Genomic DNA, 21,477 nt, shown 5'->3' with positions numbered 1-21,477 from the left:
CGGCCGCGCCGCCGCGCTCACGGCGCCCAGTACATGCGCAGCGGCTCGCCGGCGCAGTTGATGACGGCGCGTATGGGCATATCGGCGTTGCGCGTCTGCGCATCCAGCGCGCGCGCGAGCACATTGCGCTTCTCGGCGCCTTCGATATGCAGGTACAGCGCGGTCGTTGCAAGCAGGGTGGGCAGGGTGAGCGTGATGCGCGGCTCCGGCGCGGCGGGCGCATGCAGGGCCAGCACGCGCGCGCGGCCCAGCGGATCGAGCGCCTGTTCCAGCGTATCGCCGCCGGGAAACAGCGATGCGGTATGACCGTCGTTGCCCATGCCCAGTACCACCGCGTCGAACGGCAGCGGCAGGGCTTCCAGCCGGCGCGCGATGCGCGGCAGGGCGGCGGTGGCATCGAAGGCGGGCTCGAACAAGGGCTCGAAGCGCGCCGCGGCGGCTGCGCCGCTGAACAGGGTTTCGCGCAGCAGGCGCGCATTGGACCGCGGATCGTCCGGCGTCACCCAGCGTTCGTCGGCCAGGGTCACGACCACGCGCGCCCAGTCCAGGCGCTGGCGGCCCAGCTCGGCGAGAAAGCGCCGCGGCGTGCTGCCGCCGGAGACGGCGAGCAGGCCCAGGCCGCGGGTCAGGATCGCATCGCGCAGATCGCAGGCCACGGCAGCGGCCAGCGCACGCGCAAGCGTGGCGCTGTCGGCGTAGGCGTGCTCGACCAGGTTCGCATGCAGGTCGCGCCGGCGCGGGCGCGGCTCGCGCGGGGCGTCAAGGTGCATCTTCATGCCAGGTTCTCCCGTCGCGCTCGATCAGGGCGACCGCGGCGCTGGGGCCCCAGGTGCCGGCGGTATACGATTTCGGTGCTTCGTTGCTCGCTTCCCAGGCCTGCAGGATGGGATCGGCCCAGGCCCAGGCGGCCTCCACTTCGTCGCGGCGCATGAACAGCGTGGGATTGCCGCGCACCACGTCCATCAGCAGGCGCTCGTAGGCATCCGGATTGCGCACGCCGAAAGCCTCGGCAAAGCTCATGTCCAGCGCGACGCGGCGCAGGCGCAGGCCGCCGGGGCCGGGGTACTTGTTCATCAGCCACAGCTTGACGCCTTCGTCGGGCTGCAGGCGCAGCACCAGCTTGTTGGGCGAGATCGGCCCGGCGTGTTCGCCGAAGATGGAGTGCGGAATCGCGCGGAAGGTGATGACGATTTCCGACACGCGCTCGGGCAGGCGCTTGCCGGTGCGCAGGTAGAACGGCACGCCGGCCCAGCGCCAGTTGCCCAGCTCGGCCTTGAGCGCGACGAAGGTCTCCGTGCGCGATTCCGGCCGCGCGATTTCTTCCAGATAGCCGGGCACGGCGCCGCCGTTGGAGGCGCCGGCGCGGTACTGGCCGCGCACGGAGCACTGCGCGGCGTTGCTCTCGTTGATGGGCTTGAGCGCGCGCAGCACCTTGAGTTTCTCGTCGCGGATCGCATCGGGCGCCAGCGAGGCCGGCGGCTCCATCGCGACCAGGCAGAGCAGTTGCAGCAGGTGGTTCTGCACCATGTCGCGCAGTGCGCCGGCGCCGTCGTAGAAACCTGCACGCCATTCCACGCCTATGGTCTCGGCGACCGTGATCTGCACGTGGTCGATATGGCCGGCATTCCACAGCGGCTCGAACAGGGCATTGCCGAAGCGCAGGGCGACCAGGTTCTGCACGGTCTCCTTGCCCAGGTAATGGTCGATGCGGAAGGTCTGCTGTTCGGCGAAGCAGCGGCCGACCGCGTCGTTGATCGCGGCGGCGGATTTCAGGTCGCGGCCTATGGGTTTTTCCACCACCACGCGCACCTTGCCGTGGTTGAGGCCGTGTTCGCGCAGGCGCTCGCAGATCGGGATGAAGATTTCCGGACTGGTGGCGAGGTAGAACACGCAGACGCGGTCGGAATCCGGCTGCATGGCGGCGGCGAACTGGCTCCAGCCGTCGTCCTTGCGCGCATCCAGGGCGTGGTAGGAAACCAGCTTGAGGAAGCCCTGCAGCACGTCCTCGGGCAGGTCCTCGCCCTGGGCTTTGGCCAGGGCGGCGCGCACGCGGGTATGGTAGTCGGCCTGGGAAAGCGTATCGCGTGCCACGCCGATCAGGCGGCTGCCGGGCTGGATCTGCCCGTCGGCATAGCGGTGGTACAGCGCCGGCAGCAGTTTGCGCACGGCCAGATCGCCGGTGCCGCCGAAAATGACGAGGTCGAACGGATCGACCTGGCTGGCTGGGGCTGTCACTGGGACCCTCCTTGCTCGGTTGCCGCGGACAATACCACTGAAATACCAGATCGGGTAGCCGGGACGACACAGCTACAGCATGGCAAGCGGGGGCTAAGCGGATGTGACGGGAGTGGCAAGGCGACGGGAGGCCGGCTCCCGGCTCGGGAAGGGTTCGGCCTTGGTGGTGGCGAGCCTGGGTTCGGGCGGTGGCGGGCTAGACTGGTGCGCCGCGGGGGACTGGCATGGCCTGCCCCCCAGAATCCCGGCCTCAGCCGGCCTCAGCCAGCTTCCACCAGCACACTAGCCGCCCTGATAAAACGCAGCGCCCCCTCTCCCCCGCGCTCGCGCGGGGGAGAGGGCTGGGGTGAGGGGGCGATGCTGGAATCTGGCCGGATGGAGAGGCTGTCGCGGCGAAAAACCGAGCCGCCTTTGCGACTGAGACGTCGCCCCCTCACCCAACCCTCTCCCCCAAGCGAAGCTTGGGGGAGAGGGCTAAAGCGGGGCTGTGGCCCACGAGATGGTGAAGCGCAATCGGCCAGCATCGGCTGGATATCGAAACGGAGGCAGTGCAGCACTCTTTCTGCTGCCTTTCCGCTGCCCTTCCGCTTCCTTTCTACATGCATTTCTGCTGCTTTTCGCGACCGTACTCACAGGCCAAACCACCGCACCGCCTGTGAACCACTCCCACCCCACTTTGCCATCATGGTATTCAACTGGTATTGTCCCTTCCCATGTCCACTCCCCTGCTCAAACTCTGGCGCCAACTGGCCAAGGAAAAGCCGCCGCACCGCGAGCTGGCCTGGATGCGGGTACGCAATCTGATCGAACGGGCGATTGCCAGCGGCGACCTGCCGCCGGGTTCAGCCCTGCCCAGCGAGCGCGACCTCAGCCAGCAGCTGGCGCTGTCGCGGGTGACCGTGCGCAAGGCTATTGCCGGGCTGGTCGCCGACGATGTGCTGATCCAGCGTCACGGCGCCGGCACCTTTGTCGCCGGGCGCATCGTCAAATCGTTTTCGCGCCTGACCAGTTTCAGCGACGACCTGCGCGCCCGCGGGCTGGATCCGCGCTCGGTGTTCCTCAGCCGCGGCAGCGGCGAAGTGACGCCGCAGGAAGCCATGGCACTGTCGCTGTCGCCCGGGTCCAAGGTCGCGCGCCTGTACCGGCTGCGCTATGCCGGCGAGCAGCCGCTGGCGATAGAGCGCACCGCCGTGCCGCTGAACCTGCTGCCGGATCCGGCGCAGGTCACCCATTCGCTGTACGAAACCCTGGACGGCTACGGCCTGCGCCCGCAGCGTGCGCTGCAGCGCCTGCGCGCAGTGAATTTCGATGCCGACCAGGCGCGCCAGCTCGATGTCGCGGTCGGTGCGGCCGGCCTGCTGATCGAACGGCGCAGCTTTCTCGAGGACGGCCGTGTGGTCGAGTTCACCTGTTCCTGGTACCGCGGCGATATGTATGACTTTGTGGCGGAACTCAGCGGACCTGACGGTCGCTGAGTGCGGGATTGGAGATTGGGGAGTCGGGATTCGATGCAAAGCTACCGGCTCGCTTCCCGAGCCCTCGGCCGTGACGCTTTCAATCTCGAATCTCGAATCTCGAATCCCGAATTTCGAATCACGAATCACGAATCTCCACTCCCCAATCCCGAATCCCCATGACCCTACCCGCCGCCGAATCCACCCTGATGTTCCGCGAAGCGCACAGCGCCGCGGCCCTGATCGCCGCGCAGCACGATGCGAATGGCGCGGCCATCGCGCGCATCGCGGCGGCGCTGCGGGCGCAGCCGCCGCGTTTCATCGTCACCTGCGCGCGCGGCAGTTCCGATCACGCGGCGACCTACGCCAAGTACCTGTTTGAAACCCAGCTCGGCCTGTGCACCGCGTCGGCCTCACCCTCGGTGAGTTCGGTCTATGCGGCACCGCTGCAGCTGGAGTCGTCGCTGTTCGTGGCGATCTCCCAGTCCGGCAAGAGCCCCGACCTCGTGCGCAATGCCGAAGCCGCGCGCCAGGCCGGCGCGCGCGTGCTGGCCCTGGTGAATGTCGAGGATTCGCCGCTGGCCGCGGTCGCCCACGATGTGATTCCGCTGGCCGCCGGGCCGGAGCGCAGTGTCGCTGCAACAAAAAGCTATCTGTGTACGTTGTCCTCGCTGATCCAGCTTGTCGCCGCCTGGGGCGGCAAGCGCGAGCTGGAGCGTGCCCTGGCCGAGCTGCCGGCGCAGATGCAGCACAGCTGGGCGCTGGACTGGTCGCCGCTGGTCGATGGCCTGGCCGGGGCGCGCAACCTGTTCGTGCTCGGCCGCGGCCTGGGCCTGGGCGCCGCGCAGGAAGCCGCGCTCAAGTTCAAGGAGACCAGCGGCCTGCATGCGGAAGCCTTCAGCGCGGCCGAGGTCAAGCACGGCCCCATGGCGCTGATCGGCACCGGCTTCCCGCTGCTGGTGTTCGCCCAGGACGACGGCACCCAGGCCGGCACCCTGGCCGCGGCGGAGGAATTCCGTGCGCGTGGCGCCGAGGTCTTCGTCGCCGCGCCGGGCGATCCGGCCGGCAGCAACCTGCCGCTGGGCCCGGCGGTGCATCCGGTCTGCGCGCCGCTGCTGCAGGTGCAGAGCTTCTACCGCGCCGCCAATGCGCTGGCGCTGCGGCGCGGGCACAATCCCGACCTGCCGCCGCATCTCAACAAGGTCACGGAAACCGTCTGATGACGACCGCCCTCACCGACGCCCGCGTGCTGCTCGACGACGGCCTGCACGACAACATGGCCGTGCTGATCGACGGCGACCGCATCAGCGCCGTTGTCGCGCGCGGGGACAGGCGCGTAGCAGCGGCCGACGAGATCGTGTGTCTGCACGGCGACTATCTCCTGCCGGGATTCATCGACGTGCAGGTCAATGGCGGCGGCGACGCGCTCTTCAACGACACGCCCGATCTCGCGGCCATCGCGCGCATCGGCGCCGCGCACCGGCGCTACGGCACTACGGGCTTCCTGCCGACCCTGATCAGCGACAGCCGCGAGACCATGGCCGCCGCCATCGCCGCGACCGAAGCCGCCATCGCCGCCGGCGTGCCCGGTGTGCTCGGCATCCATCTGGAAGGCCCTTATCTCGCGCCGCAGCGGCGCGGCGCCCACGATGCAGCCTGGTTCCGCAGCCCGCAAGCCGACGATGTGGCGCTCGCCGCCAGCCTGCGCGGCGGCCGCACGCTGGTGACCCTGGCGCCGGAACAGGTGTCCGACGCGGCGCTGCGGGCGCTGGTCGAACGTGGCGTCATCGTCGCCGCCGGCCATACCGCCGCCAGCTACGACCAGCTCATGCGCGCGTTCGGCCTGGGCGTGCGCGGCGTCACCCACCTGTTCAATGCCATGACGCCACTGACCGGACGCGAACCCGGCGCCGTGGGCGCGGCACTGGACCACCGCGACAGCTGGTGCGGCATCATCGTCGACGGCCTGCACGTGCACCCGGCCAGCCTGCGCACGGCCATCCGCGCCAAGCCCGCAGGCAAGCTGTTCCTGGTCACCGATGCCATGCCCCCGGTCGGCGGCGAACGTGGCGAATTCCTGCTCGCCGGCCAGCGCGTGCTCGTGCGCGAGGGCAAGGCGGTCAACGAACAGGGCGCCCTGGCCGGATCGACCCTGGACATGGTGACAGCCGTGCGCAACACGGTGGAGCAGGTCGGCCTGGACCTGGCCGAGGCGGTGCGCATGGCCTCGCGCTATCCGGCCGAGTTTCTCGGCCTCGGTGACAGCCACGGCCGCATCGCCGCCGGTTACGCGGCCGACCTCGTGCGCATGAACGCAGAGTGGCAGATTCGGCAGACCTGGGTTTCCGGGCGGCCCGAATCGCAGTGACCCGCGCGGGGCAGGCCCTGCCCGCCGGTTCGCCAGGAATTTGCCGGGCTGTCGGCCGCTGACGCCAGCAGGCCCGCAGGGCTGGGCAACGGCATCGGCGGGTTGATGCCGCCCGCACCGGCGGCGAGTGGAACCAGTAAGCCCACGGACCGAGCTGCCGCGGAAGAACCGGCCCTTCAGACCTAGGCCCACAGGCCGCTTTCATCGGCATCCCCGCCGGCAACAATGCGGAGGCTCGCATCAACCGTTGCAGGGGAGTAACTGATGAAGCCATCACCGTTGAAAGAAACGCTGGTTCTGCTGCTGGGATTTGCCTGCGTCTGCACGGCAGCCGCACAGACGGACAAGGCCCGGGAGAGGCCGGCCAAGGACGACGCGGTACGCCTGAACAAGATCGACGTCAGCGCCACCGCGCCGTGGCGGGTGAAGCTCGACTACCTGATGCCCGAGGTCAACGGGCCGCTGATAACGGTGACGAAGAAGACTTCGATCACCAAGCTCGACCGACTGCCGACGGTGATCGACAACAACCTGCGCGGGCTGTTCGCGCAGACGCCGGGCCTGATGCTGTCGGAACAGCAGACGCCGGGGCAGACCAACCTCGCCTATCGCGGCATCGGCAATCCGCAGGAATCCGAATTCGTCACCGTGCTGCAGGACGGCATTCCGCTGCAATCGGACTGGATCGGCTATCCGACCATCTTCGTGTTTCCGCTGCCGCAGACCCTGAGCGAGGTGCAGTCCATCCGCGGCGGCAGCTCGCTGCTGTACGGCCCGCAGCCGCCACCGACGATCAACCTGGTCAGCCGCAAGCCCGTGGCGGATCGCGCGCTGGCCGGCTACAGCGAGAATGTGATCGGAAAGAACGACCTGTTCGCCACCTTCAACCAGATCTCCGGCACCTCGGGTACCTGGGACTATCTGGCCGACGTGCACTACCGCCGCAGCGACGGCCAGCGCGACAACGGCGATTCCAGCCTGCGCGGCGCCGATCTGCATCTGGGCTACCGGCCCGACGCCAGTGCGTACTGGTCGCTGGATTTCCACGCCTACGACCTGGAAACCGGCGATCCCGGCAAGATGAGCTACGCCACGTTCCTGCGCGACGAGGAGACCACGACCACACCGGATGCGCGGCTGTGGACCGAGCGCTACCAGCTCAGTCTCACCCACGACCGCCGCTTCGACGAGCGGACGCAGCTCATCACCAAGGTCTGGACCGGCTATCAGGACCTGGCCTCGCGTTCGCAGACGCCGTTCGTATCGCCGCAGCCGGCACCGGCGACCGTGCAACTGCAGGACGACGTATTCCGCTTCGGCGGCATTGATGCGCGCCTGCTGCACCGCTGGGCGCGCGGCAATGCCTTCACCCTGGGCGTCACCGGCTATCACTCGGACGCGCCGTTCCGCCAGTGGACCGTCGCCGATCGTCGTACCGGCCGCCATACGCGCTTCGGACCGGCCTGCCTCACACCCGCACAGACCGACTGCGCGCGTCTGCATCAGGAACGTTCGTCCGATTATGCCGCGGTGTTCGCGGAGAACGTTTTCCGCTGGGGCAAGTGGCATCTGGTGCCGTCGGTGCGGCTGGAACGCGAAACGGTGGACATCGATGAATCGGTCAAGCCGCCCAACCTCACGCGCGACCTGGTCGATCGCAAGGTGACGCACAACGTGCCGCTGTTCGGCATCGGTTTCGGCAATGACTTCGGCCACCTCAACGAAACCTATTTCAACGTGTCGCAGGGCTGGCGCCCGGTGCGTTACTTCGACGTGGGCTCGCCGTTCGGCAATACCGCTGCCGGCCAGATCAACGATCCCGACCCGACCCATGTGCTCTCGTTCGAGGCCGGCGTGCACGGCAATCCGCGCAACGGGCTGTTCTACGATGTCAGCCTGTTCCAGGTGAACGTGACCGACCGCATCGAAAGCCAGCCGGCCGGTCCTGGCGCACCGCCGAACAACACCATCAACGTCAACACCGGCGACACCCGTCACCGCGGCTTCGAAGGCCAGATCGACTACGACTTCCTCGCCGCGCGCGATCCGCAGACACAGCAGCATTTCTCGGTGTTCGCCAACGTCGCGCTGCTCGATGCCGAGTTCCGTTCCACACGCAATCCGGCCAACCTCGGCAACAAGCCGGCGTTCTCGCCGCGCTACCTGGCCCGCGCCGGACTCAACTGGCGCGAGGATCACCATTTCAAGGTGATGCTGTCCTGCGTCAGCACGGCCAGCCAGTACTTCCAGGACTCCAACCTGCCGGCGTTCCCGACCGACGCGAGCCGCTACGTCCCGGCCAAGGTGCCGCAGCACACGCTCGTGGATCTCAGCGGCGACTACTGGATCAGCCGCTCGGTGCGGCTGCTGGCCGGCGTCAGCAACCTGACCGACCGCAAGTACTACAACCGCGTGTTCTCCAACGCGATCGAACCGGGCACCGCACGCAGCTACTACGCCGGCGCGTCGTTCGAGTTCTGAGCCACGCCGGGGCGGCGCGCCGGCGCCGCCCCGGCCTGTCGCCGCAGGCGCGAGACTCGCGCCGCCCCGCCGGATCCGGCGCCCGGACCCGGGCTGGATCCATAGCCGCCGGCCCCGCGAGGGCGAACGGGCAAATTCGGCAACAGGGGACGGGCCCGTGGCCGCCGCGGCATTGACCTGCACCTGTGCGCACCCAGTTGCGCGGCGGCCGCCGACCCACCGCCGTTTCGCCTTGCCCAGGCAGGCCGCGCCTCGGCACTTCCTCGCGCGGCACCGGCCTTCCGGCGCAAGGCCGACACCCCACGGCGGTCAAGATCCGCCCGTTTCGGCCCACGCCCACCCATGCCCTTCGTCACGTGACGAAGCCCGCGCACTGTCCCAAGATCGGACGCCCCCGGCCTCTGCGCAGCTCCTGGTCCGCCGCAGGCCGCCGCCAAACCGTTAGCGCCCTTGGGAGAGTGAGTATGGACAGACGCGATTTTCTGCAGTTCGCCGGTGCCGGTCTTGGTGCCCTGCTGCTGCCCGTTTACGGCCGCGCCATCGCCGCCGAAGAACTGCTGACCACGGTCGATGTGGCGACCAAGAAGCGCCTGGCCGACGCCGCGCTGGAAGCCGCCAAGGCCGACGGCGCCACCTACTGCGACGTGCGCATAGGCCGCTACCTGCGCCAGTTCGTGGTCACGCGCGAAGACCGCGTCGAGAACGTGGTCAACACCGAATCCTCCGGCGTGGGCATCCGCGTCATCGCCAACGGCACCTGGGGCTTCGCCGCCACCAGCGATACCACCACCGCCGGCGTGGCCAAGGCCGCGCGCCAGGCCGTCACCATCGCCAAGGCCAATTCCCGCCTGCAGGCCAAGCCGGTGGAACTGGCCCCGGTCAAGGGCGTGGGCGAGGTGAGCTGGAAGACGCCGATCGAAAAAAACTCGATGGCCGTGCCGATCAAGGACAAGGTCGACCTGCTGCTGGCCGTCAACGCCGCGGCGATGAAGGCCGGCGCCAGCTTCATCAATTCCACCCTGTTCCTGGTCAACGAACAGAAGTATTTCGCCTCCACCGACGGTTCCTACATCGACCAGGACGTGCACCGCATCTGGGCGCCGATGACGGTCACGGCGGTGGACAAGGAAAGCGGCAAGTTCCGCATCCGCCAGGGCCTTTCCGATCCGCGCGGCATGGGCTTTGAATACCTCACGCCCAAGGCGGCCGACAAGGTCACCCTGCCCGGCGGCGCGGTGGTCTACGGCAATTCCTACGACATGGTCGAGGACGCGGTCGCCGCGGCCAGACAGGCCAAGGAAAAGCTCAAGGCGCGCTCGGTCAAGCCGGGCAAGTACGACCTGATGCTCGATCCCTCGCACCTGTGGCTGACCATCCACGAATCCGTCGGCCATCCGCTGGAACTGGACCGCGTGCTCGGCTACGAGGCCAACTACGCCGGCACCAGCTTCGCCACGCTGGACAAGTGGAAGGAAAAGTTCCAGTACGGCAGCGAAAAGGTCACCCTGTTCGCCGACAAGATCCAGCCCACCTCGCTGGGCGCGGTCGGCTACGACGACGAAGGCGTCAAGACCCAGCGCTGGGATCTGGTCAGCAAGGGCAAGCTGGTCAACTACCAGGTCATCCGCGACCAGGCGCATATCCTGGGCCTGAAGGAATCGCAGGGCTGCTGCTACGCCGATTCCTGGTCCAGTGTGCAGTTCCAGCGCATGGCCAATGTGTCGCTGGCCCCGGGCGAAGACAAGCTCAGCCCGGCCGACATGATCAAGGACATCGAGAACGGCATCTACATCATCGGCGACGGTTCCTTCTCCATCGACCAGCAGCGCTACAACGCCCAGTTCGGCGGCCAGCTGTTTTATGAAATCAAGAACGGCAAGGTCACCGAGATGATCGAGGACGTGGCCTACCAGATCCGCACGCCGGAGTTCTGGAACGCCTGCACCGCCGTCTGCGACAAGAGCGACTACCGCATGGGCGGCTCGTTCTTCGACGGCAAGGGCCAGCCGGGCCAGGTCTCGGCGGTCTCGCACGGCTCGTCCACGGCGCGCTTCAACGGCATCAACGTCATCAACACGGCACGCAGCCTCGGCTGATCCGACCAGGAGAATCGACCATGGGTATCTTCACCGAGCAGGAAGCCAAGACCATCCTGGACAAGGTCATCAAACTGTCCAAGGCCGACGAGTGCAGCGCATCGCTGAGCGGCTCGATCACCGGCAACATCCGCTACGCGCTCAACAGCGTGTCGACCAGCGGCATCGTCGACGATACGCAGCTGGCCGTGCAGGTGGCCTTCGGCAAGCGCGTGGGCGCGGCGACCATCAACGAATTCGACGACGCCTCGCTGGAAAAAGTGGTGCGCCGCGCCGAAGAGCTGGCCAGGCTGGCGCCGGAAAATCCGGAGTTCATGCCGGCGATCGAAAAGCAGGAATACAAGCCCAGCGAGACCTTCAGCGCCAAGACCGCGGCGATCACGCCCGACTACCGCGCCGAAGTCGCCGCCGCCTGCATCGAGCCCTGCAAGAAGGACAAGCTGGTCGCGGCCGGCTTCCTGTCGGACAACCAGAGCTTCACCGCCATCGCCAACAGCAAGGGCAACTGGGGCTACCAGAAGTCCGCCGGCGTTGACTTCACCTGTACCGTGCGTACCGACGACGGCCGCGGCTCGGGCTGGGTCGCGCGCAACCTGCGCGACGTCGAAGCCTTCGACGCCAAGAAGGAAATCGCCATCGCCATGGACAAGGCCAAGCGTTCGGCCGAAGCCAAGGCGCTGGAGCCGGGCAAGTACACGGTAATCCTGGAACCGGCCGCCAGCGCCGGCCTGATCTCCTTCATGATGTTCGGCTTCGACGCACGCCAGTCCGACGAAGGCCGCAGCTTCCTGTCCAAGAAGGGCGGCGGCAACAAGCTCGGCGAGAAACTGTTTGACGAGCGCGTGACCATCTACTCCGACCCCTGGGACAAGGACGCCGCCGTGGTGCCCTGGGACTTGCAGAACGACGGCCTGCCGCGCGAGCGCCTCGACATCATCAACAAGGGCAAGGTCGAATACCTGCAGTATTCGCGCTACTGGGCCGAGCAGAAAAAGAAGAAGGCCAACGGCCTGCCCGGCAACCTGATCATGCTCGGCGGCGACAAGAGCACCGCCGAACTGGTCAAGAGCACCAAGAAGGGCATCCTGGTCACGCGCACCTGGTACATCCGCCTGGTCGACCCGCAGACCGTGCTGCTGACCGGCCTGACCCGCGACGGCACCTTCTACATCGAGGACGGCGAGATCAAGCACCCGATCAAGAATTTCCGCTTCAACGAATCGCCGGTCATCATGCTCAACAACATCGAGGAACTGGGCAAGCCGGTGCGCGTCGGCGATGACGAATCGCCGTTCGTGATGATGATTCCGCCGATGAAGATTCGCGATTTCACGTTTACGTCGCTGTCGGATGCGGTTTGACCGGATTGGTTGATTGCGTCTGATTGATTGGGCCTGACTGGTTCCGGTGAGCGTTGACCGCAGCGGCGGGTTGCCCGCCCCGCTGCAAGATGTTCCCGCTCCCTCTCCCCCAAGCCCGCTTGGGGGAGAGGGCTGAGGTGAGGGGGCAACGTCTCAGCCTTTCTCACCGCAGCGGTTTTCGCGAGCCTCACTTGGCATCACCGGCGAAAACCTGGGCGCTTTCCCGACGGACACGTCGCCCCCTCACCCTGCCCTCTCCCCCAAGCGGGCTTGGGGAGAGGGAAAGGCGGGGCTCCCGCAGCGGTTATCTGCTGCAGCACATTGCACGGCGTAGTACGCCCCAGCATTACGCGGCGCCGGCACCATGCAGCCCCGGCACCACGCACGACGCAGCCCGAGCACCACGCAGCCCCATCACTACACAGCCTCAGCACCACACAGTCCCGGCATCAAATAGCCCCATCATCAGCAAATAGCCCCGCCATCAGATAGCCCACCACACCGCAACCCGGCACCACGCAGACCAGCGCATCTAACCCCACTCCCATGACCCGCGCCGAATTCCTCCGCCTCCTGTTCGCCGCCGGCGCCGGCACCGCTTTCGCGCCTTTGCTGCGTGCGGCGGAAAAAGGCGCGGAACCCGCGAAGAACTACGATTTCCGCTTCACCCGCCTGATGTACGAATCCGGCGACTGGGACGTGGATCAGCGCATGCCGTCCAACCTGATCGACGCGCTGATCCAGTACACCACCCTGCGCGTGGACCCGGTGGAACAGGTGCTGCCGCTGGCCGATCCGCGCATGCTCGAAGCCAGCTTCTGCTATCTGGCCGGGCACAAGCTGGTCGAATTCAATCCCGAGGAAAAACGCAATTTCGAGCGCTACGTGCGCAACGGCGGCTTCGTCTTCGTGGACGACTGCAACCACGATATCGACGGCCTGTTCGCCAAGTCCTTTGAAGCGCAGATGGCGGCGATCTTCGGCCCCGAGGCCTTGCAGAAGCTGCCGAAGAAGCATCCGATCTACCACAGCTTCTTCCACTTCGACGATCCGCCCGCGACCAGCTTCGAACTCAATGGCTGGGGCGACGACATCGTCCACGATTATCTGCGCGGCATCAGCATCAACGGCCGCCTGGGCCTGCTCTACAGCAACAAGGACTACGGCTGCGAGTGGGACTACGACTGGCGCAACAAGCGCTGGCTGGCCGAGGACAACACCAAGTTCGGCGTCAATATCGTGATCTACGCACTGACGGCCTGAGCGGCCGCGGCGCACGCCGACGGAACTTCCGGACGCTACCTACGCACCTTGCGCCGCGCGCGCCGTTCGACCCTCGCCGCAACGATGTCGAACGCGACATGGACTGCGGCTACGACGCCCAGCTCGGCGAGCGGCGACGCGATGAAGAACCCCTCGCGGCGGCACAATAGCGCAAGCGCCCAGAGCATCACGGGCACGGCATGGATCTGCAAAGGATTGCCCTTGCCCAGGGCGTTGTGCACCAGATACAGCAGATTGAGCAGCTGCACGGCCACGGCCAGTATCAGCCAGACCCATCCGCACACGGCGAAAACCTGGGTCAGCCATCCATCGCCGGTCATTTTCCGCTCCCGCACAGCCGCAGTCCGTGGACCCGCGGGCAGGGACCGAGCTCCTGCGCCGGGGCCTGCGCAATCCAGCGGCAATGCACAATCACGCCGCGCGCCGCCCTGACCAATGGCAGGCTTAAGCCCACGTAATTTCGGCCGAGAATGCAGCGTCGAAGTCCGTTGCCGCAGCCGCGGCCGGCGCACTTCCCGCTCTCACTTCGTACGGATCACGCAATGACCACGCCCCTGACCGAACAGTCCCTGCAGGCCCAGCTCGACCAGCTGCACGCGCTGCGCAATGCCATCGGCGCTGCCGTCGTCGGCCAGCGGGAAGTGGTCGAACAGCTGCTCACGGCACTGCTGGCCGGCGGCCACTGCCTGCTCGAAGGCGTGCCCGGCCTGGGCAAGACCTTGCTGGTGCGCAGCCTGGGCCAGGCCCTGCACCTGGATTTCCACCGCATCCAGTTCACTCCGGACCTGATGCCCAGCGACATACTCGGCACCGAGATCCTGGAAGAAGACCACGGCACCGGCCGGCGCCATTTCAAGTTCCAGCGCGGCCCGGTGTTCACCAACCTGCTGCTCGCCGACGAACTCAATCGCACGCCGCCCAAGACGCAGGCGGCCCTGCTCGAAGCGATGCAGGAGCGCACCGTCTCCTACGCCGGCGTCACCCACGCCCTGCCGCAGCCATTCTTCGTGCTGGCCACGCAGAATCCGCTGGAACAGGCCGGCACCTATCCGCTGCCCGAGGCCCAGCTCGACCGCTTCCTGCTGCATGTGCGCGTGGACTATCCCGACGAGGGCGAGGAACGCGCCATCCTGCAGCAGACCACGGGCCAGGCCTCCGGCGCGGTGCAGGCGGTGATGGGCGGGGAGGAACTGATCGCCCTGCAGCAGCTGGTGCGGCAGGTGAACGTGAGCGAGGACGTGCTGACCTGGATCACCCGCCTGGTGCGCGCGACCCGGCCGCAGACGTCCACCATTGCACAAGTGAAGGAATGGGTACGCTGGGGCGCCGGGCCGCGCGCGGGGCAATCGCTGGTGCTGGCCTGCAAGGCGCGCGCACTGCTGCACGGAAGGCTGGCGGCCACGCGCGAGGATGTGCGCGCACTGGCGGCGCCGGTGATGCGGCACCGCCTGTTGCTGTCGTTCGTGGCGGAGGCGGAGCGGCGGTCTGGGGATGATGTGGTAGGGGCGGTGCTGGAGGGGGTGGAGTTCCCGCGCGGATGAGTGGAGTGGGTTTCAATTTCCTGGCGGGCCGGTTTTCTGGGGCTGGCGGCGGCGGAGGCTTCTTGCCTCTTCCGGTGGCGACGCTGCGCGATGGCCTGGCCAAAGGCTTTCGCTCGCCCGCAGAGCGAACGCCGCGCGATGCCAGAGGCTTTCGGTCATCCGCGGCGCCCGACCCGCGCTTCCTTTGCTTGTGCAAAGAACGCGCAGACAGAAAGAGACACATCCCGGAAGCCGTGACGGCAACCACGGCAGCGACGGTTGGCGATGATGGTGTAGCGCAACTGCCTCCATCGCCTCGCCGCAAAGCCCTCTCCCCCAAGCTCGCTTGGGGGAGAGGATTGGGTGAGGGGGCGGCGTGTCAGTTTGCTTCGAAGCCGGGCTTTCGCCGAAGGTTTGTGCTGCGCAATACGGCAAAAACCCAGCTTGGCCGCATTAGTCCGCGTTTCCCCCTCACCCCAACCGCACGTATTCCGGTCGTTGGGCTGGATCGGACGAAAGGCAGCGCGAAACAAGACAGGGCGGCGAACGTATCGCCTGCGCCGTCGCACGGTTTGTCCTGCGTCGTCGCGGAGCGAAGCTCGCACTGCCGACCCGGCGGTAGCCCGTCCATGCACACCCCAATCCAAAGCCATCCATCTGCGCTCCGCCTTCACTTCACCGGCTCCCTCCAGCCACCAGGTCGCATCCACCCATGAGTTCCACGGAACTTATCTCCCCCGCCCTGCGCGCCCGCCTGCGCGATCTGCGCCTGGCGCCGCGCCTGGCCGCCGGCGGCCAGGGGCTGGGCCAGCACAGCAGCCGCAGCCGCGGTGTGGGGCTGGAGTTTGCGCAGTACCGCGCGTATGCGCCGGGGGATGAGCCGCGGCGGGTGGACTGGAAATTGTTTGCGCGTTCGGACCGCTATTTCGTGCGCGAATCCGAACGCGATTCGCCGCTGGAGTTGTGGCTGCTGGTCGATGCGACGGCCTCGATGGCACAGGCGGATGCAGCGAACCCACAGCATTCGCGGCTGGCCGCGGCGCGGACCCTGGCAGCCTGTGTCATCGAGCTTGCGCTGCGCCAGGGCGATCATTTCGGCCTGGCGGCGCTGTCGGATCAGGTGCAGTCCTTCGTCGATCTGGGACTGGGACCGCGCCAGCGCGACCGCTGCATCCAGGAGATGCTGGGCTGGCAGGCGCGCGGCAACTGGCCTGCGGCGGCGCAGTCGTTGCCGTTGTGGGAGCGGATAGCGCCGGCGTCGCTGGTCGTGCTGCTCAGCGACGGTTTCGACGAAGCCGCCATCGCGCTGGCGCAACGGCTGGCGGCGGCGCGGCGCGAGGTAGCGCTGATACAGATTCTCACGGCGGAAGAACGCGATTTCCCGTTCCGCGGCAGCCGCCGTTTCGTCGATCCGGAATCGGACAGGCAGGTGCTGGCCGATCCGGCCGCCGCACGCGCGGAATATCTGCAGGCCTTCGCCGCGGCGCGCCAGGCGCTGCGCGCACGCCTGACTGCCAGCGGCATACGCCTGGCCACGCATTTCCTGGACCAGCCCGCCGACGCGGCGCTGCGCCAGCTGTTCGGCACGCGGCCAGGTGGAGAACAGGCATGGGATTGAGCCTGTTGCTGCCGCTGGGGCTGGCCGCGCTGGCCGCGCTGCTGATTCCGCTGCTGCTGCATCTGCACCGGCGCCAAGAACAGCAGGCGACGCTGTTCGCCGCGCTGCGCTGGATACGCGGACCGGCCAAGCCGCGCCGGCGCATACAGCTGGAACAGTGGCCGCTGTTGCTGCTGCGCCTGGTGCTGCTGGCCCTGCTGGCGCTGCTGCTGGCGCAGCCGCAGTGGCGCGGCGCGGCCACGCGCGACGGCGAGTGGGTGGTCGTGGCACCGGGCGTGGATGCAGCCCAGGCGCGTGCGCAGCTGGCGCTGCCGCGGGCGCAGTGGCGCTGGCTGCTGCCGCAGTTTCCCGCCCTGGACAATGCCGCGCACGGCGCCGCCGAGGCACAGGCCAGCGCCAGCCTGCTGCGTGAACTGGACAGCGAACTTGCGCCCTCGGCGCGGCTGCATGTGATCGTGCCGGGCACGCTGCACGGCCTGGACGGCGGCGAGATCGCGCTGAGCCGCGCGGTGGACTGGCAAGTGATCGCGCAGGCTCCCGGTGCGCTCAGCGCCTTGCCCGCGCCGCGTCTGCGCATTTCGCTGCGCGGCGCCGATGTCCCGGCGCGGATCTACCTGCAGGCCGCGGTCAAGGCCTGGAACCAGATCGAACCGGAACGCTTCCCGCTGACCGAGGAAGCGCCCGAAGCAGCACTGGACGCGAACACCGCCCTGGTGTTCTGGCTGGCCGGCGAGCCGTCGCCGGCGCTGCTGCGCTGGGTCGAAGCCGGCGGTACCGCTCTGCTGGACGCACCGCAGCTGGCCGATGCCGAAGTGATCGCACGCGACAGCGATGCTGCGCCGCTGCTGCTGGCCAAAGCCCACGGTAACGGCCGCCTGCTGAGCTTCAGCAAGCCGCTGGACCCGGCACAACTGCCGCTGCTGCTGGACGCCACATTCCCGCAAACCCTGCGCAGCGCGCTGCTGCCGCCACAGCTGGTGCCGGACTGGGCTTTCGCCGCCCACCTGCCGCCGCGCGAAGGCGCTGCGCGCGGTACGCCGGCGGCGCGGCCGCTGGCACCGCCGCTGATCCTGCTCGCCGCCCTGGCCTTCCTGGCCGAACGCGCGCTTTCGCTGTACTACCGCCGGCGCCGCGCATGAACCGCCTGCTGCATTCCGCCCTCGCCGCCGTGCGCGGCCGCCGCCGCGCCATTGCGCTGCTGCTGGCGCTGCCGCCGCTGGCCGCGCTGACCTGGCTGGCGCTGCGCCAGGTCGGCACCACAGCCGCGCTGCTGACCGCCGCCGCGGCAGTACTGACCTTGCTGCTGTGGCAATGGCAGGACCTGCGCCGCATCCAGCCGCGCTGGCTGGTGCGCGCGCTGGATGCAGCCGATCCGCGCTGCGAGGATAGCGCCGCACTGCTGCTGGCCGCTGCGGACACGCTCCCGCCGCTGGCCCGGCTGCAGCGCGAGCGCCTGCTGGCGCGCCTGGCGCAGCAGCTGCCGGAACTGCGGCCGGCCTGGCCGCGCGCGGCGATCGCGGCCAGCCTCGCGCTCAGCGGCGTGCTGCTGCTTCTGTCGCTGTGGTCGCCGGAAAAAACCACCGTGCCGGCGCCCGGCGCCGCCGCAGAAACCGCGCAATCCGGCCCGTTGCGCCTGCTCGCGCAACGCCTGGATATCACACCGCCGCGCTATACCGGCCTGGGCGCCAGCCAGCAGGACGGACTGGACGCGCGCGTGCCGCAAGGCTCGCTGCTGCGCTGGCAGCTGCGCTTCTCCGCGCCGCCGCGCGCGGTGCGGCTGCGCTTCCACGACGGCCGCACGCTGGCGCTGCAGCCGGCCGGCGACAGCTGGAGCGGCGAGACAAAACTGGACAATGCCGCCTTGTACCGTATCGAGACCGACGCCGACGGCGCGCTGGCCGAAGACCGCCGCCACCGCCTGGACACCATCGCCGACCAGGCGCCGCAGATCCGCGTGGAAGCGCCGGACAAGACCCTGAGCCTGCGCGAAGCCGGCCAGGACGCCTGGGATTTCGATTTCCGCGCCAGCGACGATTACGGCCTGGGCGAGGCCGTGCTCGACATCACCCGCGCCCAGGGCAGCGGCGAGAACATCGAGGTGCAGCAGCAGAGCCTGCGCCTGCGCGGCGAAGGCACGGCGCGCGAGCGGCGCTACCGCCATCGCATCGACCTGGCCGCGCTGAATCTCGCCGCGGGCGACGAGCTGATCGTGCGCCTGGACGTGAGCGACAAACGCGAGCCGCAGCCGCAGCAAAGCCGCAGCGCCAGCTACATCCTGCGCCTGCCGCCGCCCCAGGCGGACCAGGGCGTAGGCGTGGAAGGACTGGTGCGCAAGACCTTGCCGGCGTATTTCCGCAGCCAGCGCCAGATCATCATTGATACCGAGGCGCTGATCGCCGAGAAGCCCAAACTCAGTGCCGAAGCCTTCGTCGACAAGTCCGACGAACTGGGCGTGCAGCAGAAGATCCTGCGCCTGCGCTACGGCCAGTTCCTGGGCGAGGAATTCGAGAGCGGCGGCGGCCACGGCCCCAAGCCGGCGGCGAAGAAAGAATCCGGCGACAAGGAAGCAGGCGAGGAACACGAAGACCACGCCGCCGAAGCCCCCGGCCACGACGATCACGCCGCCGCGCCGGCCAAGCGCTTCGGCGATGCCGGCAATGTGCTGGCCGAGTTCGGCCATACCCACGACCACGCCGAAGCCGCCACTCTGCTCGATCCGGATACCAAGCGCATCCTCAGGGTCGCGCTGGAGGCGATGTGGCAGGCGGAACTGCAACTGCGCAGCGGCGCGCCGGCCGCGGCCCTGCCGCATGAATACAAGGCGCTGGAGCAGATCAAGCTGGTGCAGCAGGCCAGCCGCATCTATCTGGCGCGGGTCGGCCTGGAACTGCCGCCGGTGGACGAGACGCGCCGGCTCAGCGGCGAACGCAAGGATGTGCGCAACAGCGAAAATGCGGCAAATGTCGCAACTGTGCCGGAGCCGCAGCTCGACGCATTCTGGCAGGCGCTGGAACGCAACGAGGCGCCGGACTGGGCCGGCTTCGACAGCTGGCTGGGCAAGCGCGACCCGAACGCGCCGGGCACGCTGGACCTGGCCGCCGCCGCCGACAGCTGGCGCCGCGATCCGGCCTGCACCCGCTGCCGTGACGAACTGCGCGGCCGCCTGTGGCCGCTGCTGCCGCGCGCGGCCGCCGCAACGGCCGGACGCCGCAGCGGCGGCGCCGCCGGCAAGGCCTATCTGCAGGCGCTGCAGGCCGCGGAGGCGCCGCCATGAGTACCCAGCTCATCGTCACCATTGCGCTGCTGGCCGGTGCCGTCTTCAGTCTGATCGAATGCTGGCGCCTGCGCGGCCTGCGCCGCGTGCTGGGCCTGCTCGCCAGCCTGGCTGCACCGCTGCTGTTCTACCTGCTGCTGTATCCGCCGCCGCAGCGCACGGACACCGTGCTGGCCGTGCTCACCGCTGGCACGACACCGGCGCAGATCGCGCAGCTGCCGCCGGGCGCGCGCCGCGTCGCGCTGCCCGGCGCCGCGGTGGAGGCCGGTATCGAACAGGTGCCGGATCTCGCCACCGCGCTGCGCCGTCACCCGGACGTCGCCGCGCTGCACGTGACCGGACTGGGCCTGGGCGCCGCCGACCGCGACGCCGCGCGCGGCTGGCCGCTGCGTTTCGATGCAACCGAACCGGCGCGCGGCTTCGCCGAACTGCAGCTGCCCGCGGCGATCCGCGCCGGCCATGGCTTCGCCATTCAGGGCCGCGTACGCGGCGCAGCCGGATTGCAGGTCGCGCTGCAGCAGCCCGGCGCCGCCGAACTGGTACAGGCCGCGCCGGATGCGCAAGGCCGCTTCCGCTTCGACAGCCTGGCCCGGCGCGCCGGCACGGTGGATTACGAACTGCGCCTGCTCGGCGCCGACGGCAGTGTGCTCGACCGTCTCGCCGTACCGGTGCGGGTGGAAGCCGGCGCCGCGCTGCGCCTGATGCTGCTGTCCGGCGGGCCGGACCCGGATCTGAAATACCTGCAACGCTGGGCGCTGGATGCGGGCCACTCGGTGTCCGCGCGCACCCTGCTCAGCCGCGGCATCGCCCAGCAGCGCGGCGCGGCCGGGCTGGACGCGGCCGCGCTGGCGCAGACCGATCTCGTGATCGTGGATGAACGCGCCTGGTCGCAGTTGGACAAAAATGTCCGGACCCGCCTGCTGGCCGCGGTCGACGAAGGCCTGGGCCTGCTGCTGCGCCTGGGCGGCCCGCTGCCGCCGGCACTGGCGGCGGAACTGCGCGCGACCGGGCTGGATCTGCGCAATGTAGCCATGGATACAAGGCTGCAATTGCCCGGCGCCGCGGAAAGCCAGGCGCTGCAGCGCCTGCCGCTGCAGGCTGCGCCCGGGCCGCTGCAGGTGCTGGCCGCCGCCGCCGACGGCAAGCCACTGGGCGTGGCGCGCAACCGCGGCCTGGGCCGCATCGGCGCCTGGTGGCTGCAGGGCAGCAGTGCCCTGGTGACCAGCGGCCAGGCCGGCCTGCACGATGTGCTGTGGGCGCAACTCGCCGACGCGCTGGCGCGGCCGCGCGCGCAGGCCGCCGCCCTGCTGCCGGAAGCCGCCTGGCGCGGCGAGCGCAGCCTGCTGTGCAGCGGCGAGGCATCGCTCGCAGTACGCGCGCCCGATGCCGGCATGACGCCGCTGCTGCCGCGGCGGGCGGACGCGCAGACCTACTGCGCCGGCTTCTGGCCGCGCCTGTCCGGCTGGCACGAACTACAGGCCGGCGACACGCGCCAGCCGTTCTACGTGCGCGCCGCCGAAGACGCGCCCGGCCTGCACCAGACCCAGTTGCAGGCCGCCACCCGCGTCCTCGCCGGCGGCGGCCAGCCCAACGCGGCAGCCGGCGCCGCCGGTGCGCGCTGGCCCTGGTTCCTGGCCTGGCTGCTGCCGGCCACCTTGCTGTGGTGGCTGCAGCGCCGGCCTGCGGCCGACGCATGATCCGGCACGTCCTGTGCAAGCGGCTGCGGCACCGCTGCGCGCAGGCGCCGGCGGATTCTGTGACCAGGGCCACGCTGGCCGTCCACACT

General features: G+C 68.7%; 15 protein-coding genes. 12 read left to right on the top strand and 3 right to left on the bottom strand.

Annotated elements, in window-relative coordinates:
• Nucleotides 1–17 precede the first annotated feature (17 nt).
• Entirely contained in the window at nucleotides 18–776 is a 759-nt protein-coding gene (gene pgl / locus NM961_RS21780) for a 6-phosphogluconolactonase (protein WP_255916540.1), read from the bottom strand.
• Nucleotides 760–2,235 (bottom strand): glucose-6-phosphate dehydrogenase, encoded by a 1,476-nt coding sequence (gene zwf, locus NM961_RS21775; RefSeq protein ID WP_255916539.1) that lies wholly within the window; start codon nucleotides 2,233–2,235, stop codon nucleotides 760–762. The genes pgl and zwf overlap by 17 nt, the downstream gene beginning before the upstream one ends.
• 713 nt (nucleotides 2,236–2,948) lie before the next feature.
• Between zwf and NM961_RS21770 the strand changes: the two genes are divergently transcribed.
• The 7 genes from NM961_RS21770 (at nucleotide 2,949) to NM961_RS21740 (ending at nucleotide 13,258) form a co-directional block, all read left to right on the top strand.
• A complete protein-coding gene (locus NM961_RS21770; RefSeq protein ID WP_255916538.1) occupies nucleotides 2,949–3,710 on the top strand; it encodes a GntR family transcriptional regulator in 762 nt (253 codons plus the stop codon).
• A gap of 158 nt (nucleotides 3,711–3,868) precedes the next feature.
• A complete protein-coding gene (locus NM961_RS21765) occupies nucleotides 3,869–4,909 on the top strand; it encodes an SIS domain-containing protein (RefSeq protein ID WP_255916537.1) in 1,041 nt (346 codons plus the stop codon).
• Nucleotides 4,909–6,057 (top strand): N-acetylglucosamine-6-phosphate deacetylase, encoded by a 1,149-nt coding sequence (gene nagA, locus NM961_RS21760; RefSeq protein ID WP_255916536.1) that lies wholly within the window; start codon nucleotides 4,909–4,911, stop codon nucleotides 6,055–6,057. Before NM961_RS21765 ends, nagA begins: the two co-directional genes overlap by 1 nt.
• A 264-nt stretch (nucleotides 6,058–6,321) precedes the next feature.
• Nucleotides 6,322–8,538 carry a TonB-dependent receptor family protein gene (locus NM961_RS21755; protein ID WP_255916535.1) on the top strand — a complete coding sequence of 739 codons (2,217 nt, stop codon included), beginning with the start codon at nucleotides 6,322–6,324 and terminating at the stop codon, nucleotides 8,536–8,538.
• A gap of 464 nt (nucleotides 8,539–9,002) precedes the next feature.
• Nucleotides 9,003–10,634, top strand: a complete 1,632-nt coding sequence (locus NM961_RS21750) for a TldD/PmbA family protein (RefSeq protein ID WP_255916534.1) — start codon at nucleotides 9,003–9,005, stop codon at nucleotides 10,632–10,634.
• Nucleotides 10,635–10,654: 20 nt separating this feature from the next.
• Nucleotides 10,655–11,995, top strand: coding sequence for a TldD/PmbA family protein (locus tag NM961_RS21745; RefSeq protein WP_255916533.1), 1,341 nt, complete (start codon nucleotides 10,655–10,657; stop codon nucleotides 11,993–11,995).
• 546 nt (nucleotides 11,996–12,541) lie between these two features.
• Complete coding sequence (locus tag NM961_RS21740) at nucleotides 12,542–13,258, top strand: DUF4159 domain-containing protein (RefSeq protein WP_255916532.1); 717 nt, start codon at nucleotides 12,542–12,544, stop codon at nucleotides 13,256–13,258.
• 35 nt (nucleotides 13,259–13,293) lie between these two features.
• Here NM961_RS21740 and NM961_RS21735 read toward each other — a convergent pair whose 3' ends face one another.
• Nucleotides 13,294–13,599 carry a hypothetical protein gene (locus tag NM961_RS21735; RefSeq protein WP_255916531.1) on the bottom strand — a complete coding sequence of 102 codons (306 nt, stop codon included), beginning with the start codon at nucleotides 13,597–13,599 and terminating at the stop codon, nucleotides 13,294–13,296.
• Between the two features lie 222 nt (nucleotides 13,600–13,821).
• Here NM961_RS21735 and NM961_RS21730 point away from each other — a divergent pair, with 222 nt between their 5' ends.
• The 5 genes from NM961_RS21730 (at nucleotide 13,822) to NM961_RS21710 (ending at nucleotide 21,388) form a co-directional block, all read left to right on the top strand.
• Nucleotides 13,822–14,820, top strand: a complete 999-nt coding sequence (locus tag NM961_RS21730; protein WP_255916530.1) for an AAA family ATPase — start codon at nucleotides 13,822–13,824, stop codon at nucleotides 14,818–14,820.
• A gap of 691 nt (nucleotides 14,821–15,511) precedes the next feature.
• Nucleotides 15,512–16,417, top strand: a complete 906-nt coding sequence (locus NM961_RS21725) for a DUF58 domain-containing protein (protein ID WP_255916529.1) — start codon at nucleotides 15,512–15,514, stop codon at nucleotides 16,415–16,417.
• A complete protein-coding gene (locus tag NM961_RS21720; RefSeq protein ID WP_255916528.1) occupies nucleotides 16,408–17,556 on the top strand; it encodes a BatA domain-containing protein in 1,149 nt (382 codons plus the stop codon). Before NM961_RS21725 ends, NM961_RS21720 begins: the two co-directional genes overlap by 10 nt.
• On the top strand, nucleotides 17,553–19,691 hold the full coding sequence (locus tag NM961_RS21715) for a DUF4175 domain-containing protein (protein ID WP_255916527.1): 2,139 nt from the start codon (nucleotides 17,553–17,555) through the stop codon (nucleotides 19,689–19,691). Before NM961_RS21720 ends, NM961_RS21715 begins: the two co-directional genes overlap by 4 nt.
• Complete coding sequence (locus tag NM961_RS21710) at nucleotides 19,688–21,388, top strand: carboxypeptidase regulatory-like domain-containing protein (RefSeq protein WP_255916526.1); 1,701 nt, start codon at nucleotides 19,688–19,690, stop codon at nucleotides 21,386–21,388. The genes NM961_RS21715 and NM961_RS21710 overlap by 4 nt, the downstream gene beginning before the upstream one ends.
• The last annotated feature ends 89 nt before the right edge of the window (nucleotides 21,389–21,477 follow it).

The sequence above is a fragment of the Tahibacter harae genome (assembly GCF_024437735.1).
Classification (GTDB): domain Bacteria; phylum Pseudomonadota; class Gammaproteobacteria; order Xanthomonadales; family Rhodanobacteraceae; genus Tahibacter; species Tahibacter harae.
This window is presented reverse-complemented; position numbering and strand designations above follow the sequence as displayed.

Bases quoted from the DNA above. Each gene is read 5' to 3' on its own strand.
- NM961_RS21730 (WP_255916530.1), top strand. From the start codon at position 13,822: ATGACCACGCCCCTGACCGAACAGTCCCTGCAGGCCCAGCTCGACCAG.
- NM961_RS21735 (WP_255916531.1), bottom strand. From the start codon at position 13,599: ATGACCGGCGATGGATGGCTGACCCAGGTTTTCGCCGTGTGCGGATGG.
- NM961_RS21725 (WP_255916529.1), top strand. From the start codon at position 15,512: ATGAGTTCCACGGAACTTATCTCCCCCGCCCTGCGCGCCCGCCTGCGC.
- NM961_RS21750 (WP_255916534.1), top strand. From the start codon at position 9,003: ATGGACAGACGCGATTTTCTGCAGTTCGCCGGTGCCGGTCTTGGTGCC.
- NM961_RS21745 (WP_255916533.1), top strand. From the start codon at position 10,655: ATGGGTATCTTCACCGAGCAGGAAGCCAAGACCATCCTGGACAAGGTC.
- nagA (WP_255916536.1), top strand. From the start codon at position 4,909: ATGACGACCGCCCTCACCGACGCCCGCGTGCTGCTCGACGACGGCCTG.
- pgl (WP_255916540.1), bottom strand. From the start codon at position 776: ATGAAGATGCACCTTGACGCCCCGCGCGAGCCGCGCCCGCGCCGGCGC.
- NM961_RS21765 (WP_255916537.1), top strand. From the start codon at position 3,869: ATGACCCTACCCGCCGCCGAATCCACCCTGATGTTCCGCGAAGCGCAC.
- NM961_RS21755 (WP_255916535.1), top strand. From the start codon at position 6,322: ATGAAGCCATCACCGTTGAAAGAAACGCTGGTTCTGCTGCTGGGATTT.
- NM961_RS21715 (WP_255916527.1), top strand. From the start codon at position 17,553: ATGAACCGCCTGCTGCATTCCGCCCTCGCCGCCGTGCGCGGCCGCCGC.
- NM961_RS21770 (WP_255916538.1), top strand. From the start codon at position 2,949: ATGTCCACTCCCCTGCTCAAACTCTGGCGCCAACTGGCCAAGGAAAAG.
- NM961_RS21740 (WP_255916532.1), top strand. From the start codon at position 12,542: ATGACCCGCGCCGAATTCCTCCGCCTCCTGTTCGCCGCCGGCGCCGGC.
- NM961_RS21720 (WP_255916528.1), top strand. From the start codon at position 16,408: ATGGGATTGAGCCTGTTGCTGCCGCTGGGGCTGGCCGCGCTGGCCGCG.
- NM961_RS21710 (WP_255916526.1), top strand. From the start codon at position 19,688: ATGAGTACCCAGCTCATCGTCACCATTGCGCTGCTGGCCGGTGCCGTC.